Below are 17,159 nucleotides of genomic sequence, written 5' to 3'. Positions count from 1 at the left end.
AAAACATGCGAAGTCATTTCTGCACAGAAATTAGTGAAAAAGATGTGGGTAAAATCATCAAAGTGGCTGGGTGGTGTAACACCTATAGAGACCATGGAGGCGTGGTTTTTATTGATTTAAGGGATAAAAGCGGTTTAGTGCAACTGGTTTGTGATCCTAGCTCTAAGGCTTATGGAAAGGCTTTAGAAGTTAGGAGCGAATTTGTGCTAGTGGCTAAAGGAAAAGCGCGTTTGAGAGGACCTGGGTTAGAAAACCCTAAACTAAAGACCGGTAAAATTGAAATTGTTTTAGAAGAGTTAGTCATTGAAAATAAAAGCGCTACCCCACCGATTGAAATTGGCAATAAAAATGTGAATGAAGATTTGCGCTTGAAATACCGTTATTTGGATTTACGCTCTTTGAACGCTTATGAAATCTTTAAATTGCGCAGCGAAGTGGCTCTTATCACTCGTAACGCTTTAGCTCAAAAGGGCTTTTTAGAGATTGAAACCCCCATTTTGTCTAAAACCACGCCTGAGGGGGCTAGGGATTATTTAGTGCCAAGCAGGGTGCATGAGGGCGAATTTTTCGCGCTCCCCCAAAGCCCGCAATTGTTCAAACAGCTTTTAATGGTGGGGGGAATGGACAGGTATTTTCAAATCGCTCGTTGCTTTAGAGATGAAGATTTGAGAGCGGACAGGCAACCAGAATTCACGCAAATTGATGCGGAAATGAGTTTTTGTAGTGAAAATGATGTGATGGGCGTGGTGGAAGATTTGTTGCAAGAGATTTTTAAAACGATTGGGCATCATATTTCTAAACCTTTTAAACGCATGCCTTATAAGGAAGCGATGGAAAATTACGGGAGCGATAAGCCGGATTTACGCTTTGAATTGCCTTTAATAGAAGTGGGGGATTGTTTTATGGACAGCTCAAACGCTATTTTTTCTAATATCGCGCAAGATCCTAAAAACAAACGCATTAAAGCTTTGAATGTTAAGGGGGCTGATGCGGTTTTTAGCCGTAGCGTTTTAAAAGAATTAGAAGAATTTGTGCGCCAATTTGGGGCTCAAGGCTTGGCGTATTTGCAAATTAAAGAAGACGGGATTAAAGGGCCTTTAGTTAAATTTTTAAGCGAAAAGGGGCTTAAGAATATTTTAGAAAAAACTGGTGCACAAATTGGGGATATTGTCTTTTTCGGGGCCGGGGATAAAAAAATCGTGTTAGATTACATGGGGCGTTTGCGCTTGAAGGTGGCTGAAACGCTTGATTTGATTGATAAAGACGCTTTGAATTTCTTATGGGTAGTCAATTTCCCCATGTTTGAAAAAACTGAAAACGGCTATCATGCTGCGCACCACCCTTTCACGATGCCTAAAAATATAGAATGCAAAGATTTAGAAGAGATTGAAGCGCATGCGTATGATGTGGTGCTTAATGGCGTGGAGCTTGGTGGGGGGAGCATTAGGATCCATAAAGAAGAAATACAAAAAAAAGTCTTTGAAAAAATCAATATCAACGAAGAGGAAGCACAAAAGAAATTTGGCTTTTTACTGGAAGCGCTAAAGTTTGGCGCTCCTCCTCATGGGGGCTTTGCGATAGGCTTTGATCGCTTGATCATGTTAATGACCAAATCCAATAGCATTAGAGATGTGATCGCTTTCCCTAAAACGCAAAAAGCTTCATGTTTATTGACTGACGCTCCTAGCCCCATTAATGAAGAGCAACTAAGAGAATTACACATTCGCTTAAGAAAATAATTTAAAAGGATATGATATGAAACAATTATTTTTGATTATTGGAGCCCCAGGGAGTGGTAAAACCACTGATGCAGAGCTTATCGCTAAGAATAACAGCGGAAAAATCGCTCATTTTTCTACCGGGGATTTACTAAGGGCTGAGAGCGCTAAAAAGACCGAACGAGGCTTATTGATTGAGAAATTCACTTCTCAAGGCGAATTAGTGCCTTTAGAAATTGTAGTAGAAACGATCCTTTCAGCGATTAAAAGCTCTGAAAAAGGGATTATTTTAATTGATGGCTATCCTAGGAGCGTGGAACAAATGCAGGCTTTGGATAAGGAATTGAACGCTCAAAACGAAGTGATTTTAAAAAGCGTGATTGAAGTAAAAGTGAGTGAAAACACCGCTAAAGAAAGGGTTTTAGGGCGCTCTAGGGGGGCTGATGACAACGAGATGGTGTTTCATAACCGCATGCGGGTGTTTTTAAATCCGTTGGTTGAGATCCAAAATTTTTACAAGAATAAGAAGGTGTATAAAGCGATCAATGGCGAAAGAAGCGTTGAAGAGATTGTGGGCGAAATGCAAGAATACATCTTGTCTTTTAGGAATTAAAATGCGCTCTCAAGGAGAATAAGCTGTGATTGGTGTCTATATCATTTCTTTAAAAGAAAGTCAAAGGCGTTCAGATACTGAAAAACTCGTTTCAGAATCCAATGAGAAATTTAAAGGGCGTTGTGTTTTTCAAATCTTTGACGCTATTAGCCCTAAACACGAAGATTTTGAAAAATTCGTTCAAGAGCTTTATGATGCACAAAGTATGTTAAAATCCGATTGGTTCCATTCTGATTATTGTTGTGGAGAATTGTTACCCCAAGAATTTGGATGCTATTTAAGCCATTATCTTTTATGGAAAGAATGCGTCAAAACAAACCAACCGGTCGTTATTTTAGAAGATGATGTAGCGCTAGAGTCTAACTTTATGCAAGCCCTAGAAGATTGCCTGAAAAGTCCTTTTGATTTTGTGAGACTCTACGGGCATTATTGGGGAGGCCATAAGACCAATTTGTCCGCTCTCCCTATCTATACAGAGGTTGAAGCACCTATTGAAGATCATGCAGAGATTGAGGCTTTCGTGGGAGAGACACCCGTTGAAAACCATGAAGTTATCCCCCCCCCAATTCCACGCAAGATGCGCAACAAGATTTTATTACTGAAACGCAACAAGACTCTAAAGAACTATCTGAGTCTTGCAAAATAGCGCCCCCAAAAACCTCTTTTAACCAAGTGGTGTTTAAAAAAGTTAAAAGAAAACTCAACCGCTTCATTGGAAATGTTTTAGCTCGGACAGAAGTGTATAAGCAACTCGTGGCAAAATACGATGATCTCACAGGAAAATACGATGATCTCACAGGAAAATACGATGATCTCACAGGAAAATACGATGATCTCACAGGAAAATACGATGATCTCACAGGAAAATACGATGATCTCACAGGAAAATACGATGATCTCACAGGAAAATACGAATCCTTATTAGCAAAGGAGGCAAACATCAAAGAGACCTTTTTAGAAAGGCGTGCTGATAGCGAAAAAGAGGCGCTATTTTTAGAGCATTTTTACCTCACTAGCGTGTATGTGGCCACTACGGCCGGATACTATCTCACGCCTAAGGGCGCTAAAACTTTTATAGAAGCCACAGAGCGTTTTAAAATCATAGAGCCGGTGGATATGTTCATAAACAACCCCACTTACCATGATATTGCTAATTTTACCTATGTGCCTTGCCCTGTTTCTTTAAACAAGCATGCTTTTAATAGCACCATCCAAAATGCGAAAAAGCCTGACATTTCATTAAAACCCCCTAAAAAATCTTATTTTGATAATCTTTTTTATGATCAATTAAACACTAGAAAGTGTTTGAGGGCGTTTCACAAATACAGCAAACAATACGATCATTTAAAAACCCCTAAAGAGGGTTAAAAAGAGCGGGCTTTATGTTAGAATAAGTCTTTTTATTATTCAAAGGAGATTGCAATGAATTTAGACCAATTAGAAGTAAGCCATGACGCTAACGCTTTGTGCGTGGTGATTGAAATATCTAAGCATTCTAATATCAAGTATGAATTGGATAAAGAAAGCGGGGCTTTAATGGTGGATAGGGTGCTTTATGGAGCACAAAATTACCCCGCAAATTATGGTTTTGTGCCTAACACTTTAGGATCTGATGGCGACCCTGTAGATGTGCTTGTTTTAAGCGATGTGGCTTTTCAAGCCGGGAGCGTGGTGAAAGCGCGCTTGGTTGGGGTTTTGAACATGGAAGATGAAAGCGGAATGGATGAAAAATTGCTCGCTTTACCCATAGATAAGATTGATCCCACGCATTCCTATGTCAAAGATATTAATGATTTATCCAAACACACTTTAGATAAAATCAAACATTTTTTTGAAACTTACAAGGATTTAGAGCCTAATAAATGGGTGAAAGTCAAGGGGTTTGAAAACAAAGAGAGCGCGATTAAGGTTTTAGAGAAAGCGATAAAAGCCTATCAAGGCTAAAGATTTTTAAGGGTTTTGGCTCAATGAAGCTTAAAAACCCTTTTTAACGCTCTCTTTTAAAAAGGCTTTGTTCTCATTGGGTGTTGGTGTGAAATGGCTTTATAGTTTAAAGCGGATTTTTGTATTGATTCCCCATAAAAAAGCACCAAAAACTACAATTTAACGATTTTAACCCCACTACCGCCTAAATTAATGGGAGCGTCGCTAAAGCTTACCACTTTAGGGTGGTTTTTTAAAAATTCTTTCACAAACTTTTCTAAAATCCCGCTCCCCTTGCCATGGCAAATAAGCACTTCTTCAAAACCCCCTAAAAGCGCGTCGTTTAAAAAAGCGTCTAGTAAATCCAGGGCTTCTTCGCTGCGTTGTCCTCTTAAATCAAGGTGCAAGCTCGCTTTTTGGGGTTTAGGAATGATTGTTTTAGGGGGTTTGAATTTGTTTTTAGGGGGTTTTTGGATTTTTTTCAACAAACTCCCATGCGCTTTCAAACGCATGCCAAGCTCAGTTTCTATCCAATAATAGCCCTTGTCTAAAATTTGCACAATCAGCACGCTTTCATTTTTATAGCGCACTTTTTCATTAGTTTGAAAGCTCGTTATCGTTTGTGGGATCTCCTGGCTTGTTTTATGCTTGTTTAAAATTTCGCTCGCTTTATGGATTTCTTTATGCATGGAGCTGGTGTCTTTTGAAGCGACTTCGCTTTTTAAGATATTTAGGGCTTGTTGGTAGGATTTTTCCAATTCCAATTTTTTATTGTGAAAGATTTCTTTTTGTTTTTCCCTTTCTAAAAGCCATGCGTTTTTTAAATCTTCTTGCTCTTTTAAAGCGTTCTCTAAATTTTCATTTTTTTGCTTCAATTCCCTTTCTAACGCGCTGGAATTTTCAATCAAAACATTCAATTTTTCTTTGTCTTCGCCATAGAAAGCTTTCGCTTTTTCAATCAAAAAATGCGGCACGCCATAGCGCAAAGCGGTTTCAAACGCATAGCTTTTGCCAATAACCCCTTTTAAAAAAGTGTAAGTGGGCCGTTCTTTTTCTTCATCATAAAGAGCGGCTAGTAATTCCACTTCCTTGTTTTCTGCCATTAACACGCTCAGGCGTTTGTGGTGCGTGGTGATAATGATTTGGTTGTTTTGTTTAAGCAATTTTTCTAGCAGGGTTTTATACAAGCTGCTCGCTTCATCAGCGTCAGTCCCTAACTCAATTTCATCAACGCCTAACAGCATGTTTTCTTTGGGTAAAAGAGCGCTAAATTGCTTCATTCTGCCTGCAAAAGTAGAGATATTGTTCGCGCTGTTTTGAGGGTCATTAATAATGGCGTGGATTTCTTTAAAATAGGGGATAATGGAATGATGAGCGTTGATTTTCATAGGAATGAGGTGCTTGCTTAAAAAAGCCGCGCTTAAAAGCGATTTTAAGAGCATGGTTTTCCCGCCCGCATTCACGCCGGTAACAGCGAGCATTGATTTTTCAAATTTCAAATTTAAGGGCTTTGGCTCTTTTAAAATGGGGTGCGAAAAGTCTTCTAAAATCATTTTTTTTTGAGAAAAGCTTGGCATGACAAATTCTAAATTGTAGGCTTTAGCGAAATTAAGCCGCGCTTGCAAGCTGTCTAAAAAATCAAATTCTTTAAAAAGGAATTTTAAAAATAAAAGGTGTTTTTGCAAGCTATGGCTTAGAGTTTGACACATTTCAACAATACAGTAATCTATTTCATTATCAATTTGCGCGATTTTTTGTGCGATTTTTTGCGCGCTTTCAGGCAAAAGATAGAAATAGCCATTAGCGCTCCTTTCTAGCACAACGCCTTTAATCGCACTAGAAAACCCGCTTTTCAATAAAAGACATTCATAACCATGTTTAAGGTGGCTTTGCGTATCCACTAAATAAGGGGCAAGCTCTTTAGAGCGCGCGTAATGGCGAATGATTTTTACGCTCTCTTTTTTAAGGCGGTTCAAACTTTCATTCAAAGCGTCTAGGGTAGCGTTAGCCCCTTGTTTGATTTTTCCTTCATCATCAAATAAAGCGATGAGATCATTAAAAAATGGGGGCAGGACAATAGCGTTAAGGCGTTCATGAAATTTTAAATGCGTGAAAGTTTTAAAAGTGTTTTGTAAAATGACAATGTAGTGCAATCGTTTGACAATCTCATGGATTTCATCTAAATGGAGCGTTCCTAATTTAGTGAGTTTAATGACAATAAGATCGCTTTCTTTCACGCTTTTAGGGGCGATCAAACCGATCGCATCCACTTCGTTTAAATAAGTGAAAGCCTGTTTGAGATCGCTTTCTAAAACAATAGAATCTCTTTCTTTTGCAAAAAAGGTTTTAAAAAGAGCGATAAACTCTTTTAAATCCAGGCTTTCTTCTAGTGGTTTGGGTGGGGTATTATTATTCATCATTAGGGTTGGATTAAGGGATCTTTTTGAAGCGTCTGACAAGAATCCAAATCCACAAGAACATCTTTCATAGGGGTTTGTTTTTTACCTAAAAAGCTCAAAGTCCCGCTCACTAAATTAAAGGTTTGGTTATCCACTTTAATGCCTTTACACAACAAGGTTTCCCCCCTTAAAAACGCTCTTTGCAAAGCGATTTCTTGTTGGTTTTGTTGGTTTTGTTTATAAGTATAAACGCTTATGCTTGCTCCTATAATCCCTACGATTAAAAAAGCTACAAGTTTTTGTTTAGGGCTTGCTAAACCAAAATCCCTTAAAACCAAAAACAATAAAACTAGCGTTAAAAATAAAACAACCGCTACGCCCATTACATTTCGCCTCTCAATTGATAGGTAATATCCCCCGCTCCAAAGCCTATCACAAAGCCTTTTTTGATCGTTTCTATTACATTATCATTGACTAATAGCTCTAAAAAATCCCCCTTTTTACGCACCCTGTCTATAAAGGTGGGGTTATAATGCTTAAAATGGGCTTTCAAATCAATGTCTTTTTTAACTTCACTCGCGCTATAAACGGGTAAAATGATCAACCTGTCGCAATGCTCTAAAAAACATTTTTTAAACTCTTCTAAATTATCCATTAAGCGAGAATATTTGTGCGCTTGCCAGATCACTACAATCTTTTCTTGCGTGTTCAATAAGTTAGCATAAATCCTAGCGCTTTTTAAAGTGGCGCTGATTTCAGTGGGGTGGTGGGCGTAATCATCAATGAGGACGAGCGCGTTTTTTTGCAAAATATCAAAGCGTTTTTTAATGCCTTTGAAATTCAATAAATTATTTCTAATTTCTTCTAAATTCAATTCATCTAAAGCACTTAAAATCGCCAAACTCGCATTCGTGGCGTTATGTTCGCCTAACCCCCACACCAAAAAAGCCCCCAAATCTTTCAATTCAAATGAAGTGTGAGGCTCGCCGTCTTTTAAAATGTATTGAATATTGCGAATGTCTTTTTTTTCTAAAACAATAGCGTCTTTAGAATAGTTTTTTAAAAAAGGATCTTCTTTATAGATCACTCTTTTTTGAGCATGGTCTAAAAAATATCCATAAGCGGAGAAAAAGCGCTCTAAATCGTGGCCATAATGCTCCAAATGTTCTGGCTCTGTGTTAGGCACAATCGCGGCATAAGGGTTAGAAAATAAAAAACTTGAATCGCTCTCATCCGCTTCAAAAACCAAGCTCATGTTCGCGCTCTCTCGCACATTGGAATTAAACTCTTTAGAATGCGCCCCAATAATCGCTCCAAAAAAGGGGAAAATCGCGCTTAACATGGCAGTGATACTGCTTTTTCCATGAGCCCCGCACACGCTAAAAACGCGCTTGTCTTTAAGGATGGAATACAAAGCGTCTTTACGAGACAAAATAGGGATTTCTAATTCCTTAGCCCTTTGTATTTCTGTATTGTCCTCTTTAATAATGGCTGAATGGATGATGACATCTTGATTATCAATCGCCTTTGGATCATGCGGGATATTAATTTCTACGCCTAAAGCTTTCAAATACTTAACGCTGGGGCTTATGGCAATATCAGAGCCGCTGATTGTAGCCCCTTGCGCTTTAAGGTATTTGGCTAAGCCTGAAATGCCAATCCCCCCTATACCGATAAAATGGATCTTGCAATCTTGCAGGTTTTTGAGTAAAACTTTTGGGGTTTCAAGCATGATTTTCTCGATAAGTTTCTATGATTTCTAAAGGCTTTTCTAAAAGGGGAGTGTCATAGACAAGGGCTAAACGCACGCAATCAGCGCCGATGTGATTACGCCCTAAATACAAAGCCGGTAAAGTAGTAATGCCTTCGTTTTGATAAAGCGTTTTTGCAAAATTTTCGCCCTTTTTAACAGGCAGATACACATAAAAACTATAAGGATAAATGAGCGTGTTTTTAAAGATTTTTCGCGCTAGTTTCAAATTATCCGCATAAATATTGCGGAAAAATTCTGCATGCGTATCATCTAGCCAAGCCGCTTCACTAGCCTTTTGGATCGCATTAGCGCTCGTATAGCCTAAATAAGCGCGAAACGCTTTGTATTTTTCTAAAATGCTGCTATCCCCAGCGATAAAACCACTCCTTAGCCCTGGAGCGCTAGAGCGTTTGGAGAGCGAATGGATAACCAAAACATTTTTAAACGCTTTATTATCAACAAGCATGCAAGCTTCTAAAAGCGAAGGGGGAGGCGTATTTTCATAAATTCCACTATAGCATTCATCATTGATTAAAATAAAATCATGTTTTAAAGCGAGTTTGACCCAAGCGATCAATTCTTCTAAAGAAAGGGTTCTTCCGGTGGGGTTGTTAGGGGAATTTAAGATCACTAAATCCACTTCTTGCAACTCTTTTTCATTCAAGCTTGGAGTGAAATCATTTTCTTTAACTAAAGGCATTAAAAGGCTTTTAGCTCTAGCGAATTGGGCTGATCCTTCATAGATTTGATAAAAGGGGTTGGGGTAGGCGATAGTGGGGTTTTGATAGTCAAATAAAACAAAACTAGGGAAATTGAATAACACTTCCCTAGATCCTAGCGTGGAGACTAACTCGTTTTCTTTCAGTTCTATTTTAAAACGGCGTTTAAAAAAACCTCTTTGAGCTGCTCTCAAACTCTCTTCAAACGCGCTTTTAGGGTAGATATTGAGCGAATGGGTGTGGCTTTTAAGAGCGTCTTGAATGAATTTGGGCGTTTCAAATCGCGGCTCGCCGATGCCTAAATCTAGCCCCCTTTTTTTAGGGGTGATCTCTTTAAACAAGGCTCTTAATCGTTCAAAAGGATAAGGCTTAAAGGTCATAGGGTTACTTTAATCTTAAAATGGAATAGTTAATCTTACCTAAAATTTAAGCGTTTATCATTGAAAACGCTAAAAAAGAGCCAAAGAGAACATAAAAGAGAGAGCATAAAAGAGTATAATAGCGCATAAGAATTTAACTGATGAATGAGATTTAATGCTAGAAAACAGAGTTAAGACCAAGCAAATTTTTATCGGTAGCGTGGCCATAGGGGGTGATGCTCCTATAAGCACGCAAAGCATGACTTTTAGTAAAACCGCTGATATTGAAAGCACTAAAAATCAAATTGACAGACTCAAACTCGCTGGGGCTGATTTAGTGAGGGTGGCGGTGAGTAATGAAAAGGACGCCCTAGCCTTAAAAGAATTGAAAAAAGTGTCTCCTTTGCCTTTAATCGCTGATATTCATTTCCATTATAAATTCGCTCTCATTGCCGCTCAAAGCGTGGATGCGATTAGGATTAACCCCGGGAACATCGGCTCTAAAGACAAAATCAAAGCGGTGGTTGATGCTTGTAAAGAAAAAAATATTCCTATAAGGATTGGCGTGAATGCCGGAAGTTTAGAAAAGCAGTTTGATCAAAAATACGGACCCACCCCAAAAGGCATGGTAGAAAGCGCTTTGTATAACGCCAAACTTTTAGAAGATTTGGATTTTACTGATTTTAAGATTTCTTTAAAAGCGAGCGATGTGGTGCGCACCATGCAAGCTTATAGAATGTTGCGCCCTCTTGTGGTTTATCCTTTCCATTTAGGAGTTACTGAAGCGGGCAATCTTTTTAGTTCTAGTATCAAATCCGCTATGGCTTTAGGGGGGCTTTTAATGGAGGGCATTGGGGATACGATGCGCATATCCATCACAGGGGAATTAGAAAATGAAATCAAAGTGGCTAGAGCGATTTTACGCCATAGCGGGCGTTTGAAAGAAGGGATTAATTTGATTTCTTGCCCCACTTGCGGGCGCATTGAAGCTAATTTAGTGGATATGGCGAGCAAGGTAGAAAAACGCCTAAGCCACATTAAAACCCCTTTAGACATTAGCGTGATGGGTTGCGTGGTGAATGCTTTAGGTGAAGCCAAGCATGCAGACATGGCGATCGCTTTTGGGAATCGCAGCGGTTTGATCATTAAAGAGGGTAAAGTCATTCACAAACTGGCTGAAAAGGATTTGTTTGAAACTTTTGTGATAGAAGTGGAAAATTTAGCTAAAGAAAGAGAAAAAAGTTTAAAGGATTAGGCATGATAAATAAGTTTAAAAATTTTGTGAGCAACTACCAGCAATCTAACCACTATAAAGAGCCTTTAGGCTTTGGCATTGCCAGATTGGACATTGCCCCAATTTCTAAAAAGATTTTATGCGCCACTTACCCTGTTTTGAATTGGAAAGATGAAAATCTAGGCTCTTATGCGGTGTTTTGCAACGCGTTTTCAAAAGAAAAAATCCTAAAAGAGAGCGCGAGCGAGTGCGTCATTGAGATTGATGAAAGTTTTGTGTTAAAAGCACTGGATTTTTATACGCCCTTTTTGAATGAAGCCTATTCTAATAAAATGGCTCATAAAAACATCCAAGTGGTTTTAGCACTTTTAAAGGCTTTAGAAGAAAATCGTTTGAAAAATAGCGGTGGGGAGTCTCTTTATCGCTTGGTGATTTTGTATGAAGATAAGCCTTGCGAGAGCGTGGAGAGTGCGTATATGAAACTTTTAGCGCTCTCTTTAGGTAAAGCCCCTTTGAGGAGTTTGAATTTAGAGGGTATTTTTAGCCAGCTTTCTAATGCGGCTTGGAGCGGTAACAAGCCTTATGAATTAGAATGGCTTAGAATGAACGAAGTGGCTTTAAAAATGCAAGGCAATTTCCCTAATATTGATTTTATAGATAAATTCCCGCGCTATTTGATGCAATTAATCCCTGAGTTTGATAATATCCGCTTATTGGACAGCTCAAAAACGCGCTTTGGGGCATATTTAGGGACCGGTGGTTACACTCAAATGCCTGGGGCTAGTTATGTGAATTTTAACGCAGGGGCTATGGGAGTGTGCATGAATGAGGGGCGTATTTCTTCATCGGTGGTGGTTGGAGCAGGCACTGATATTGGTGGAGGAGCGAGCGTTTTAGGCGTTTTAAGCGGAGGGAATAACAACCCTATTAGCATCGGGAAAAATTGTTTGCTAGGGGCTAATAGCGTTACAGGAATTAGTTTAGGCGATGGCTGTATTGTGGATGCAGGCGTTGCCGTATTAGCCGGGAGCGTGATAGAAATTGAAGAAAATGAGTTTAAAAAGCTTTTAGAAGTGAATAGCGGTTTAGAAAAACATGCCAATAATCTTTACAAAGGCAAAGAGCTTTCTGGGAAAAATGGCGTGCATTTTCGTTCCAACAGCCAAAATGGTAAGCTGATTGCTTTTAGGAGTGTGAAAAAAATTGAGTTGAATCAAAACCTGCATTAAGGATTAAAAGAATGCTCAAAAAAAGTTTGTTATTGCTTGTTTTTTTAGTCTTACAGATTAGCGGCGCTGAAGAAAATAATCAAGCCCCAAAAAACACGCCCCCTGAATTAAACCCCGCTAACGCTAAGGGTGCGCCAAGCCCTAACACCCAGATCACCCCTAAAAACGATAACTCTAATCTGTTAGACAAATTAGGATCGCCTGAAAACGCTCAAAACGAGCTTTCTGCCGGTATTGAATTGGCTAAAAAGGGCGATTATCAAGGAGCTTTTAGGCTTTTTTCCCAATCGTGCGATAATGGTAATGCGACCGGGTGTTTTGCAGTGGGAGCGATGTATGCTAATGGGGTAGGGATCCAAACGAACAGACTCAAAGCCGCTCGCTATTATGAAATGGGTTGCAGTGGAGGCGATGCGACCGCTTGCGCGAATCTGGCTCAAATGTATGAAAACAAAAAAAACGCTGATTCAAACGATAAAGAAAACGCTTTGCAATTGTATGCGGTGGCTTGTCAAGGGGGGGATATGATCGCATGCAATAATTTGGGGTGGATGTTTGCTAACGGGAGTGGGGTCCCAAAAGATTATTACAAAGCGATGGGTTATTATAAATTTTCATGCGATAATGGGAATGATATGGGGTGTTATAATCTGGGCTTGATGTCTAATGTGAATAATATTTATGGCATTGATAAAGCACAACTCAGTCAAGTGGATTTGAATTATTTGGCGTGTAACGCTGGGGATATGATGGGGTGTGCGAATTTAGGCTGGATTTATGCGAATGGGGATTTAGGGGCTCCTTTGAATAACCACTATGCGGCGAAATATTTTCAAATGGCATGCGATGGGGGGATTTTGGGGAGCTGTAACAATTTGGGCGTGCTGTATCAAAAGGGCTTAGGCGTGCCTCAAGACGATCAGAGGGCTTTGGATCTATTCTCGTATGCGTGCGATAATGGCTTTGAGTCAAGCTGTCGTAATTATGGGAATTTCAAAGAGCATTTATTGCGCGTGAATCCTAATTACGGGCGCTTGTTCATGCCGTATCATTCTTATGAGATACCCTAGTAATAACCATTTCTTAATAAATTCGGCCACAAATTGTGGTTTTTTCAAAAGTTTAAGCTCTTTTTTTTTGATTTAATACTCGGTGTGATTCTAAATTGGCTTAAAAGGAAAAAGAGATGAAAGTAACACAAAGCACCATTAACGACTTTTTTGCCTTAACAGGCACGATATTTTCTATCCCTGTATATCAGAGAAACTACACTTGGGGAGAAGAAAATTGCGAAAAATTACTGCAAGATATTGTCGGTATTTCTCAAAATAAGAAAACGCATTTCATGGGTTCTATCACTTATATTTTGCATTTGATTGATGATGAAAAGAGCTTAAGACAATTGCAAGAATTTGTCATCATTGACGGGCAGCAAAGGATTACCACCATCATGCTTTTGCTTAAAGCCATAGAGACAAAGATACAAAATGAAGGGATAAAAAAAGAGATTGATAATCTTCTCAATCTTACGGGACAAAGGCTGCGTCTCAAGCCCATTAAAAGCGATAAAGAAGCCTTTGATCTGGTCATGCAAAATCGATCGCATGAAATACAAGGCGTATCGCACATTAAGAATAATTATAAATTTTTCACCAAAGAGCTTGACAATTATATCAGAAAATCCTATCGCATAGAAAGAGATTTATAGTGCGTTTTTGCGGCTTAAAATCGTAGCCGTAGGCTTAGAGTTGGGCGAAGACGATCCGCAAGTGGTGTTTGAAAGCATTAACGCTACAGGCGTGCAATTAAAAGGGCTGGATCTTATCCGCAACTATCTGATGATGGGAGAAAATTCTGAGAAACAAAGACATCTTTATGAGACTTATTGGGTTCCTTTAGAAAATTGGCTTCTTGAAAGGGATTTGAATGATTTTATCAAAACCTATCTGAGAATCTATTTTGAGGATAAATTTAAAGAGCAAGAGCGCGAAGTGTATTACACGCTAAAAGCCCACCACAGAGACAATTTCCCTAACGATATACAAGGTCTTATGAGCGATATGCGTGAGTATGGCAGAATCTATCAAATCTTTTTAGACAGAGATCATTATTTTTTAGAGCGTGGAGACTCGCAGCAGTTAGCGAATTTACGCTTGCACATTAAAGATCTCGTAAAAATCAAATTTGGCGTGGCAAAGCCCTTTGTTTTGCGTTGCACCAGAGATTTTGAAGAAGGCAAATTAGATTATGAAAATTTCTACGAAATTTTGCAAATCCTTATCAGCTACTTCGTGCGCAGGAGCGTGTGCGGAGATTCTTCTCCTACGCTTACTAGAGTTCTTTATTCTTTATACAGACAGCTAGAAAATGTTTCAGCCGATGCGCTCAAGCGCTATCTGGGCAAGAGCGTTGGTCAAGCGGCGTTCCCCAATGACGATAAAATTAAAGCGGCGTTTGCGGTGCGTAACGCTTATTCAACAAATCAAGCGTGCAAATTCATCCTGCTTGAGATAGAAAAATTAAGTAACGCCGAGCCGCCCAAAGAAGAGAATTTAGAAGTAGAGCATTTCTACCCCAAAACCCCCACACAAGAATGGCGCGACATGGTAGGGGACTATTTCACTTTTGAGCAAGACTATATTGATAATTTTGGGAATCTGACCTTATCAGGGCAAAATCAAAAGCTTGGCAACAAATCTTACGATGAAAAAATAGAGCTTATGGAACAATACAGCTCCTTGCATTTAAACGACTATTTCGTCAATAACACCCATTCTTGGGGGATAGAGGAAGTGAAGGCCAGGAGCGAATATTTAGCGGATCAATTTTGTCAAGTGGAATTGTTTAAAGATTTGCCTAAAGAATACCGCACCAGAGAGATTAGTAAAACCCTTGATGATGACTTGACTTCCCATAATCTTCAAAGCGTTAAACTCCCCAATCAGAAAAGGAAAACAATAAAAAACGCTAAGGAATTGGCTAGTGCTGTCATAGACTATTTGCTAGAAAACGCCAGAGAAGCCTTTGAAAGCTACACAGACGGTGGATCTCAAAGATATATTTACTGGGATAAAGCAAAAGCGCAATTAAGGAATAGAGATGGCACTCTTGTTGTGCCTTTTGAAAAAAGCGGATTCTACTTTGTAAGCAATGCGGGTTATCAAACGGTGGGCGGTAATCTTAGGGATCTCATCTTGGGCTGTGAGCTCAATCCTAGAGACTTTATTGTGGAATAAACAAGCCCCCCAAAGAAATGGGGGGTTAAAAAAATGGGGGTTAAAAAACCCTTATTTTCACTTGCCAAAAGCTTGGTGTAAATGCGTGGTTAGGGAGTTAAAATACTGCTCTATTTGGGGGTTTTTTACCACATCGTTGCAAATAAAAGTAGGCAGCGCTGAAAGCCCTAAAAACTGGAACGCTTTATGCAAATGCAAATACACAACATCCACACCCACCCCTTCAAAAAATTCCTTAGGGTCATTAAAGGCTTCAATGGGAGCGTTCCAGGTCAAGCTCAACATGTATTTTTTGCCTTGCATCAAGCCCCCTTTCCCGTAGTTTTTAGTGGGGTTTTGCGAACTTCTGCCATCGCTAGCATAAAGCTTCCCATACCCTGTGCTAAAGACTTCATCAATGTATTTTTTCACGATCCAAGGCTCTCCCATCCACCAGCCAGGCATTTGCCAAATAGTCGCATCAGCGCTAAAGAATTTCTCCACTTCTTGGCTCGTTTCATAGCCTTTATCCACGATTGTTGTATCCACTTCTAGCCCCAAAGATTCTAGAGTCTTTTTTGCATGGTGGGTCAATGCCTCGTTGAGTTTCCCCCCAGAATGCCCAAACGCTTTGGCTCCGTTAATGATGAGTACTTTTTTCATTTTGTTCCTTTTATAATAAAATGGGGGGGAATTCTATCCAAATGAAACTTAACTTAATATTAAAGAAATTCTCTCAATCTGAATAAAAGCTAAAAAACAATCAATTGCAGCTGGATTATTTTTATTATGTTAAGATAATCAAAATTTCTGTTAAGGAGTGGTCATGTTTTATGATGAAAAAAAGACCTATCAAAAGATTGAAGAACGCCTTGATATAGTTAGTTCGTTTAACGCTCATAACGAGCATAAAAACTTGCAAGACGAGTTTAAAGGTGCAGGCATTTCCAGGCGCGATTTATTGAAGTGGGCGGGCATGATGAGTGCGACTCTGGCGTTACCGGCTAGTTTTGCTCCCTTGACTTTGAAAGCGGTGGAAGTGGCTAACAGATTGCCCGTGATCTGGTTACACATGGCCGAATGCACCGGTTGTAGCGAAAGTTTGTTAAGGAGCGCAGACCCCACCATTGATAGCATTATCTTTGATTACATCAACCTAGAATACCATGAGACCATTATGGTAGCGAGCGGTTTTCAAGCTGAAAAAAGCTTGCATGACGCCATAGAAAAGCATAAAAACAATTACATTTTAATGGTAGAAGGGGGTATCCCGCAAGGCACAGAATACTTTCTCACTCAAGGCCCGAACGCTGAAACGGGAGCTGAAGAGTGCAGGAAAGCCGCCCAATACGCAGCCGCTATTTTTGCCATAGGCACATGCTCAAGTTTTGGGGGCGTGCAAGCGGCTTACCCTAACCCCTCTAACGCGCAACCCTTGCATAAAATCATTGATAAACCCGTGATCAATGTTCCTGGTTGCCCGCCTAGTGAAAAAAATATCGTGGGTAATGTGCTTTATTACTTGATGTTTGGGGCTCTCCCTAAACTGGATGCGTATAACCGCCCCGCTTGGGCTTATGGGAACAGGATTCATGATTTGTGCGAAAGGAGAGGGCATTTTGATGCGGGCGAGTTTGTGGAGCATTTTGGCGATGAAAACGCTAAAAGGGGCTTTTGTTTGTATAAAATGGGCTGTAAAGGGCCTTACACTTTCAATAATTGCTCCAAACTCCGCTTCAATTCACACACTTCTTGGCCCATAGGTGCGGGGCATGGGTGCATAGGGTGTTCTGAGCCTAATTTTTGGGATACGATGAGTCCTTTTGAAGAGCCTTTAGCGAATCGTTCCATTAAAACCGCCTTTGATGGCTTAGGGGCTGATAAAGTAGCGGATAAAGTAGGCACGACTTTACTCAGTGCAACCGCTATTGGCATTGCCGCACATGCGCTCCTTTCTAAAGCGATCAAAAACAAAGAGTAATGAGTAAGGGATTAAC

General features: G+C 39.7%; 14 protein-coding genes and 1 pseudogene. 10 read left to right on the top strand and 5 right to left on the bottom strand.

Going from position 1 to position 17,159, the window contains the following annotated elements:
- Window positions 1–5 precede the first annotated feature (5 nt).
- From aspS to ppa, 5 genes are read left to right on the top strand one after another with little or no spacing between them, the layout of a single operon-like run.
- Window positions 6–1,739 (top strand): aspartate--tRNA ligase, encoded by a 1,734-nt coding sequence (aspS, locus tag AA974_RS03425; RefSeq protein ID WP_064433431.1) that lies wholly within the window; start codon window positions 6–8, stop codon window positions 1,737–1,739.
- Window positions 1,740–1,755: 16 nt separating this feature from the next.
- Window positions 1,756–2,331, top strand: a complete 576-nt coding sequence (locus AA974_RS03420) for an adenylate kinase (protein WP_064433430.1) — start codon at window positions 1,756–1,758, stop codon at window positions 2,329–2,331.
- A 25-nt stretch (window positions 2,332–2,356) separates the two neighbouring features.
- Window positions 2,357–2,977 (top strand): glycosyltransferase family 25 protein, encoded by a 621-nt coding sequence (locus AA974_RS03415; protein ID WP_064433429.1) that lies wholly within the window; start codon window positions 2,357–2,359, stop codon window positions 2,975–2,977.
- A 29-nt stretch (window positions 2,978–3,006) separates the two neighbouring features.
- On the top strand, window positions 3,007–3,699 hold the full coding sequence (locus AA974_RS03410) for a glycosyltransferase family 25 protein (RefSeq protein WP_230380964.1): 693 nt from the start codon (window positions 3,007–3,009) through the stop codon (window positions 3,697–3,699).
- 54 nt (window positions 3,700–3,753) lie between these two features.
- Window positions 3,754–4,275, top strand: coding sequence for an inorganic diphosphatase (gene ppa / locus AA974_RS03405; protein WP_064433427.1), 522 nt, complete (start codon window positions 3,754–3,756; stop codon window positions 4,273–4,275).
- A gap of 152 nt (window positions 4,276–4,427) precedes the next feature.
- Here the strand turns inward: ppa and AA974_RS03400 are convergent, their stop codons facing one another.
- Genes AA974_RS03400 through AA974_RS03385 form a run of 4 tightly spaced genes read right to left on the bottom strand, consistent with a single transcriptional unit; the run spans window position 4,428 to window position 9,505 of the window.
- Window positions 4,428–6,674: an endonuclease MutS2 gene (locus AA974_RS03400; protein ID WP_064433426.1), complete on the bottom strand. Its 2,247-nt coding sequence runs from the start codon at window positions 6,672–6,674 to the stop codon at window positions 4,428–4,430.
- Window positions 6,674–7,036, bottom strand: a complete 363-nt coding sequence (locus tag AA974_RS03395; RefSeq protein WP_064433425.1) for a hypothetical protein — start codon at window positions 7,034–7,036, stop codon at window positions 6,674–6,676. Before AA974_RS03395 ends, AA974_RS03400 begins: the two co-directional genes overlap by 1 nt.
- A complete protein-coding gene (gene murC / locus AA974_RS03390; protein ID WP_064433424.1) occupies window positions 7,036–8,385 on the bottom strand; it encodes a UDP-N-acetylmuramate--L-alanine ligase in 1,350 nt (449 codons plus the stop codon). Before murC ends, AA974_RS03395 begins: the two co-directional genes overlap by 1 nt.
- On the bottom strand, window positions 8,378–9,505 hold the full coding sequence (locus tag AA974_RS03385) for a succinyldiaminopimelate transaminase (protein ID WP_064433423.1): 1,128 nt from the start codon (window positions 9,503–9,505) through the stop codon (window positions 8,378–8,380). Before AA974_RS03385 ends, murC begins: the two co-directional genes overlap by 8 nt.
- A gap of 154 nt (window positions 9,506–9,659) precedes the next feature.
- Between AA974_RS03385 and ispG the strand changes: the two genes are divergently transcribed.
- The 4 genes and pseudogenes from ispG to AA974_RS03365 all read left to right on the top strand — a co-directional run bounded on the left by ispG (window position 9,660) and on the right by AA974_RS03365 (window position 15,183).
- Window positions 9,660–10,739 (top strand): flavodoxin-dependent (E)-4-hydroxy-3-methylbut-2-enyl-diphosphate synthase, encoded by a 1,080-nt coding sequence (gene ispG / locus AA974_RS03380; RefSeq protein ID WP_064433422.1) that lies wholly within the window; start codon window positions 9,660–9,662, stop codon window positions 10,737–10,739.
- Window positions 10,740–10,741: 2 nt separating this feature from the next.
- Entirely contained in the window at window positions 10,742–11,947 is a 1,206-nt protein-coding gene (locus tag AA974_RS03375; RefSeq protein WP_064433421.1) for a 2,3,4,5-tetrahydropyridine-2,6-carboxylate N-succinyltransferase, read from the top strand.
- 11 nt (window positions 11,948–11,958) lie between these two features.
- The gene (locus AA974_RS03370; RefSeq protein WP_064433420.1) at window positions 11,959–13,017 is read left to right on the top strand and encodes a tetratricopeptide repeat protein; all 1,059 of its coding nucleotides are present in this window, start codon (window positions 11,959–11,961) and stop codon (window positions 13,015–13,017) included.
- Window positions 13,018–13,133: 116 nt separating this feature from the next.
- A pseudogene (locus AA974_RS03365) lies at window positions 13,134–15,183 on the top strand (DUF262 domain-containing protein).
- A gap of 57 nt (window positions 15,184–15,240) precedes the next feature.
- Here AA974_RS03365 and AA974_RS03360 read toward each other — a convergent pair.
- Window positions 15,241–15,825, bottom strand: coding sequence for an NADPH:quinone oxidoreductase MdaB (locus tag AA974_RS03360; RefSeq protein ID WP_064433419.1), 585 nt, complete (start codon window positions 15,823–15,825; stop codon window positions 15,241–15,243).
- A 163-nt stretch (window positions 15,826–15,988) separates the two neighbouring features.
- Between AA974_RS03360 and AA974_RS03355 the strand changes: the two genes are divergently transcribed.
- A complete protein-coding gene (locus AA974_RS03355; protein ID WP_064433418.1) occupies window positions 15,989–17,143 on the top strand; it encodes a hydrogenase 1 small subunit in 1,155 nt (384 codons plus the stop codon).
- Window positions 17,144–17,159 lie beyond the last annotated feature (16 nt).

The sequence above is a fragment of the Helicobacter pylori genome (assembly GCF_001653475.1).
Lineage (GTDB): Bacteria > Campylobacterota > Campylobacteria > Campylobacterales > Helicobacteraceae > Helicobacter > Helicobacter pylori_CM.
Note: the sequence above shows the minus strand (reverse complement) of the source record. Positions and strands in the feature narration are given on the sequence as shown.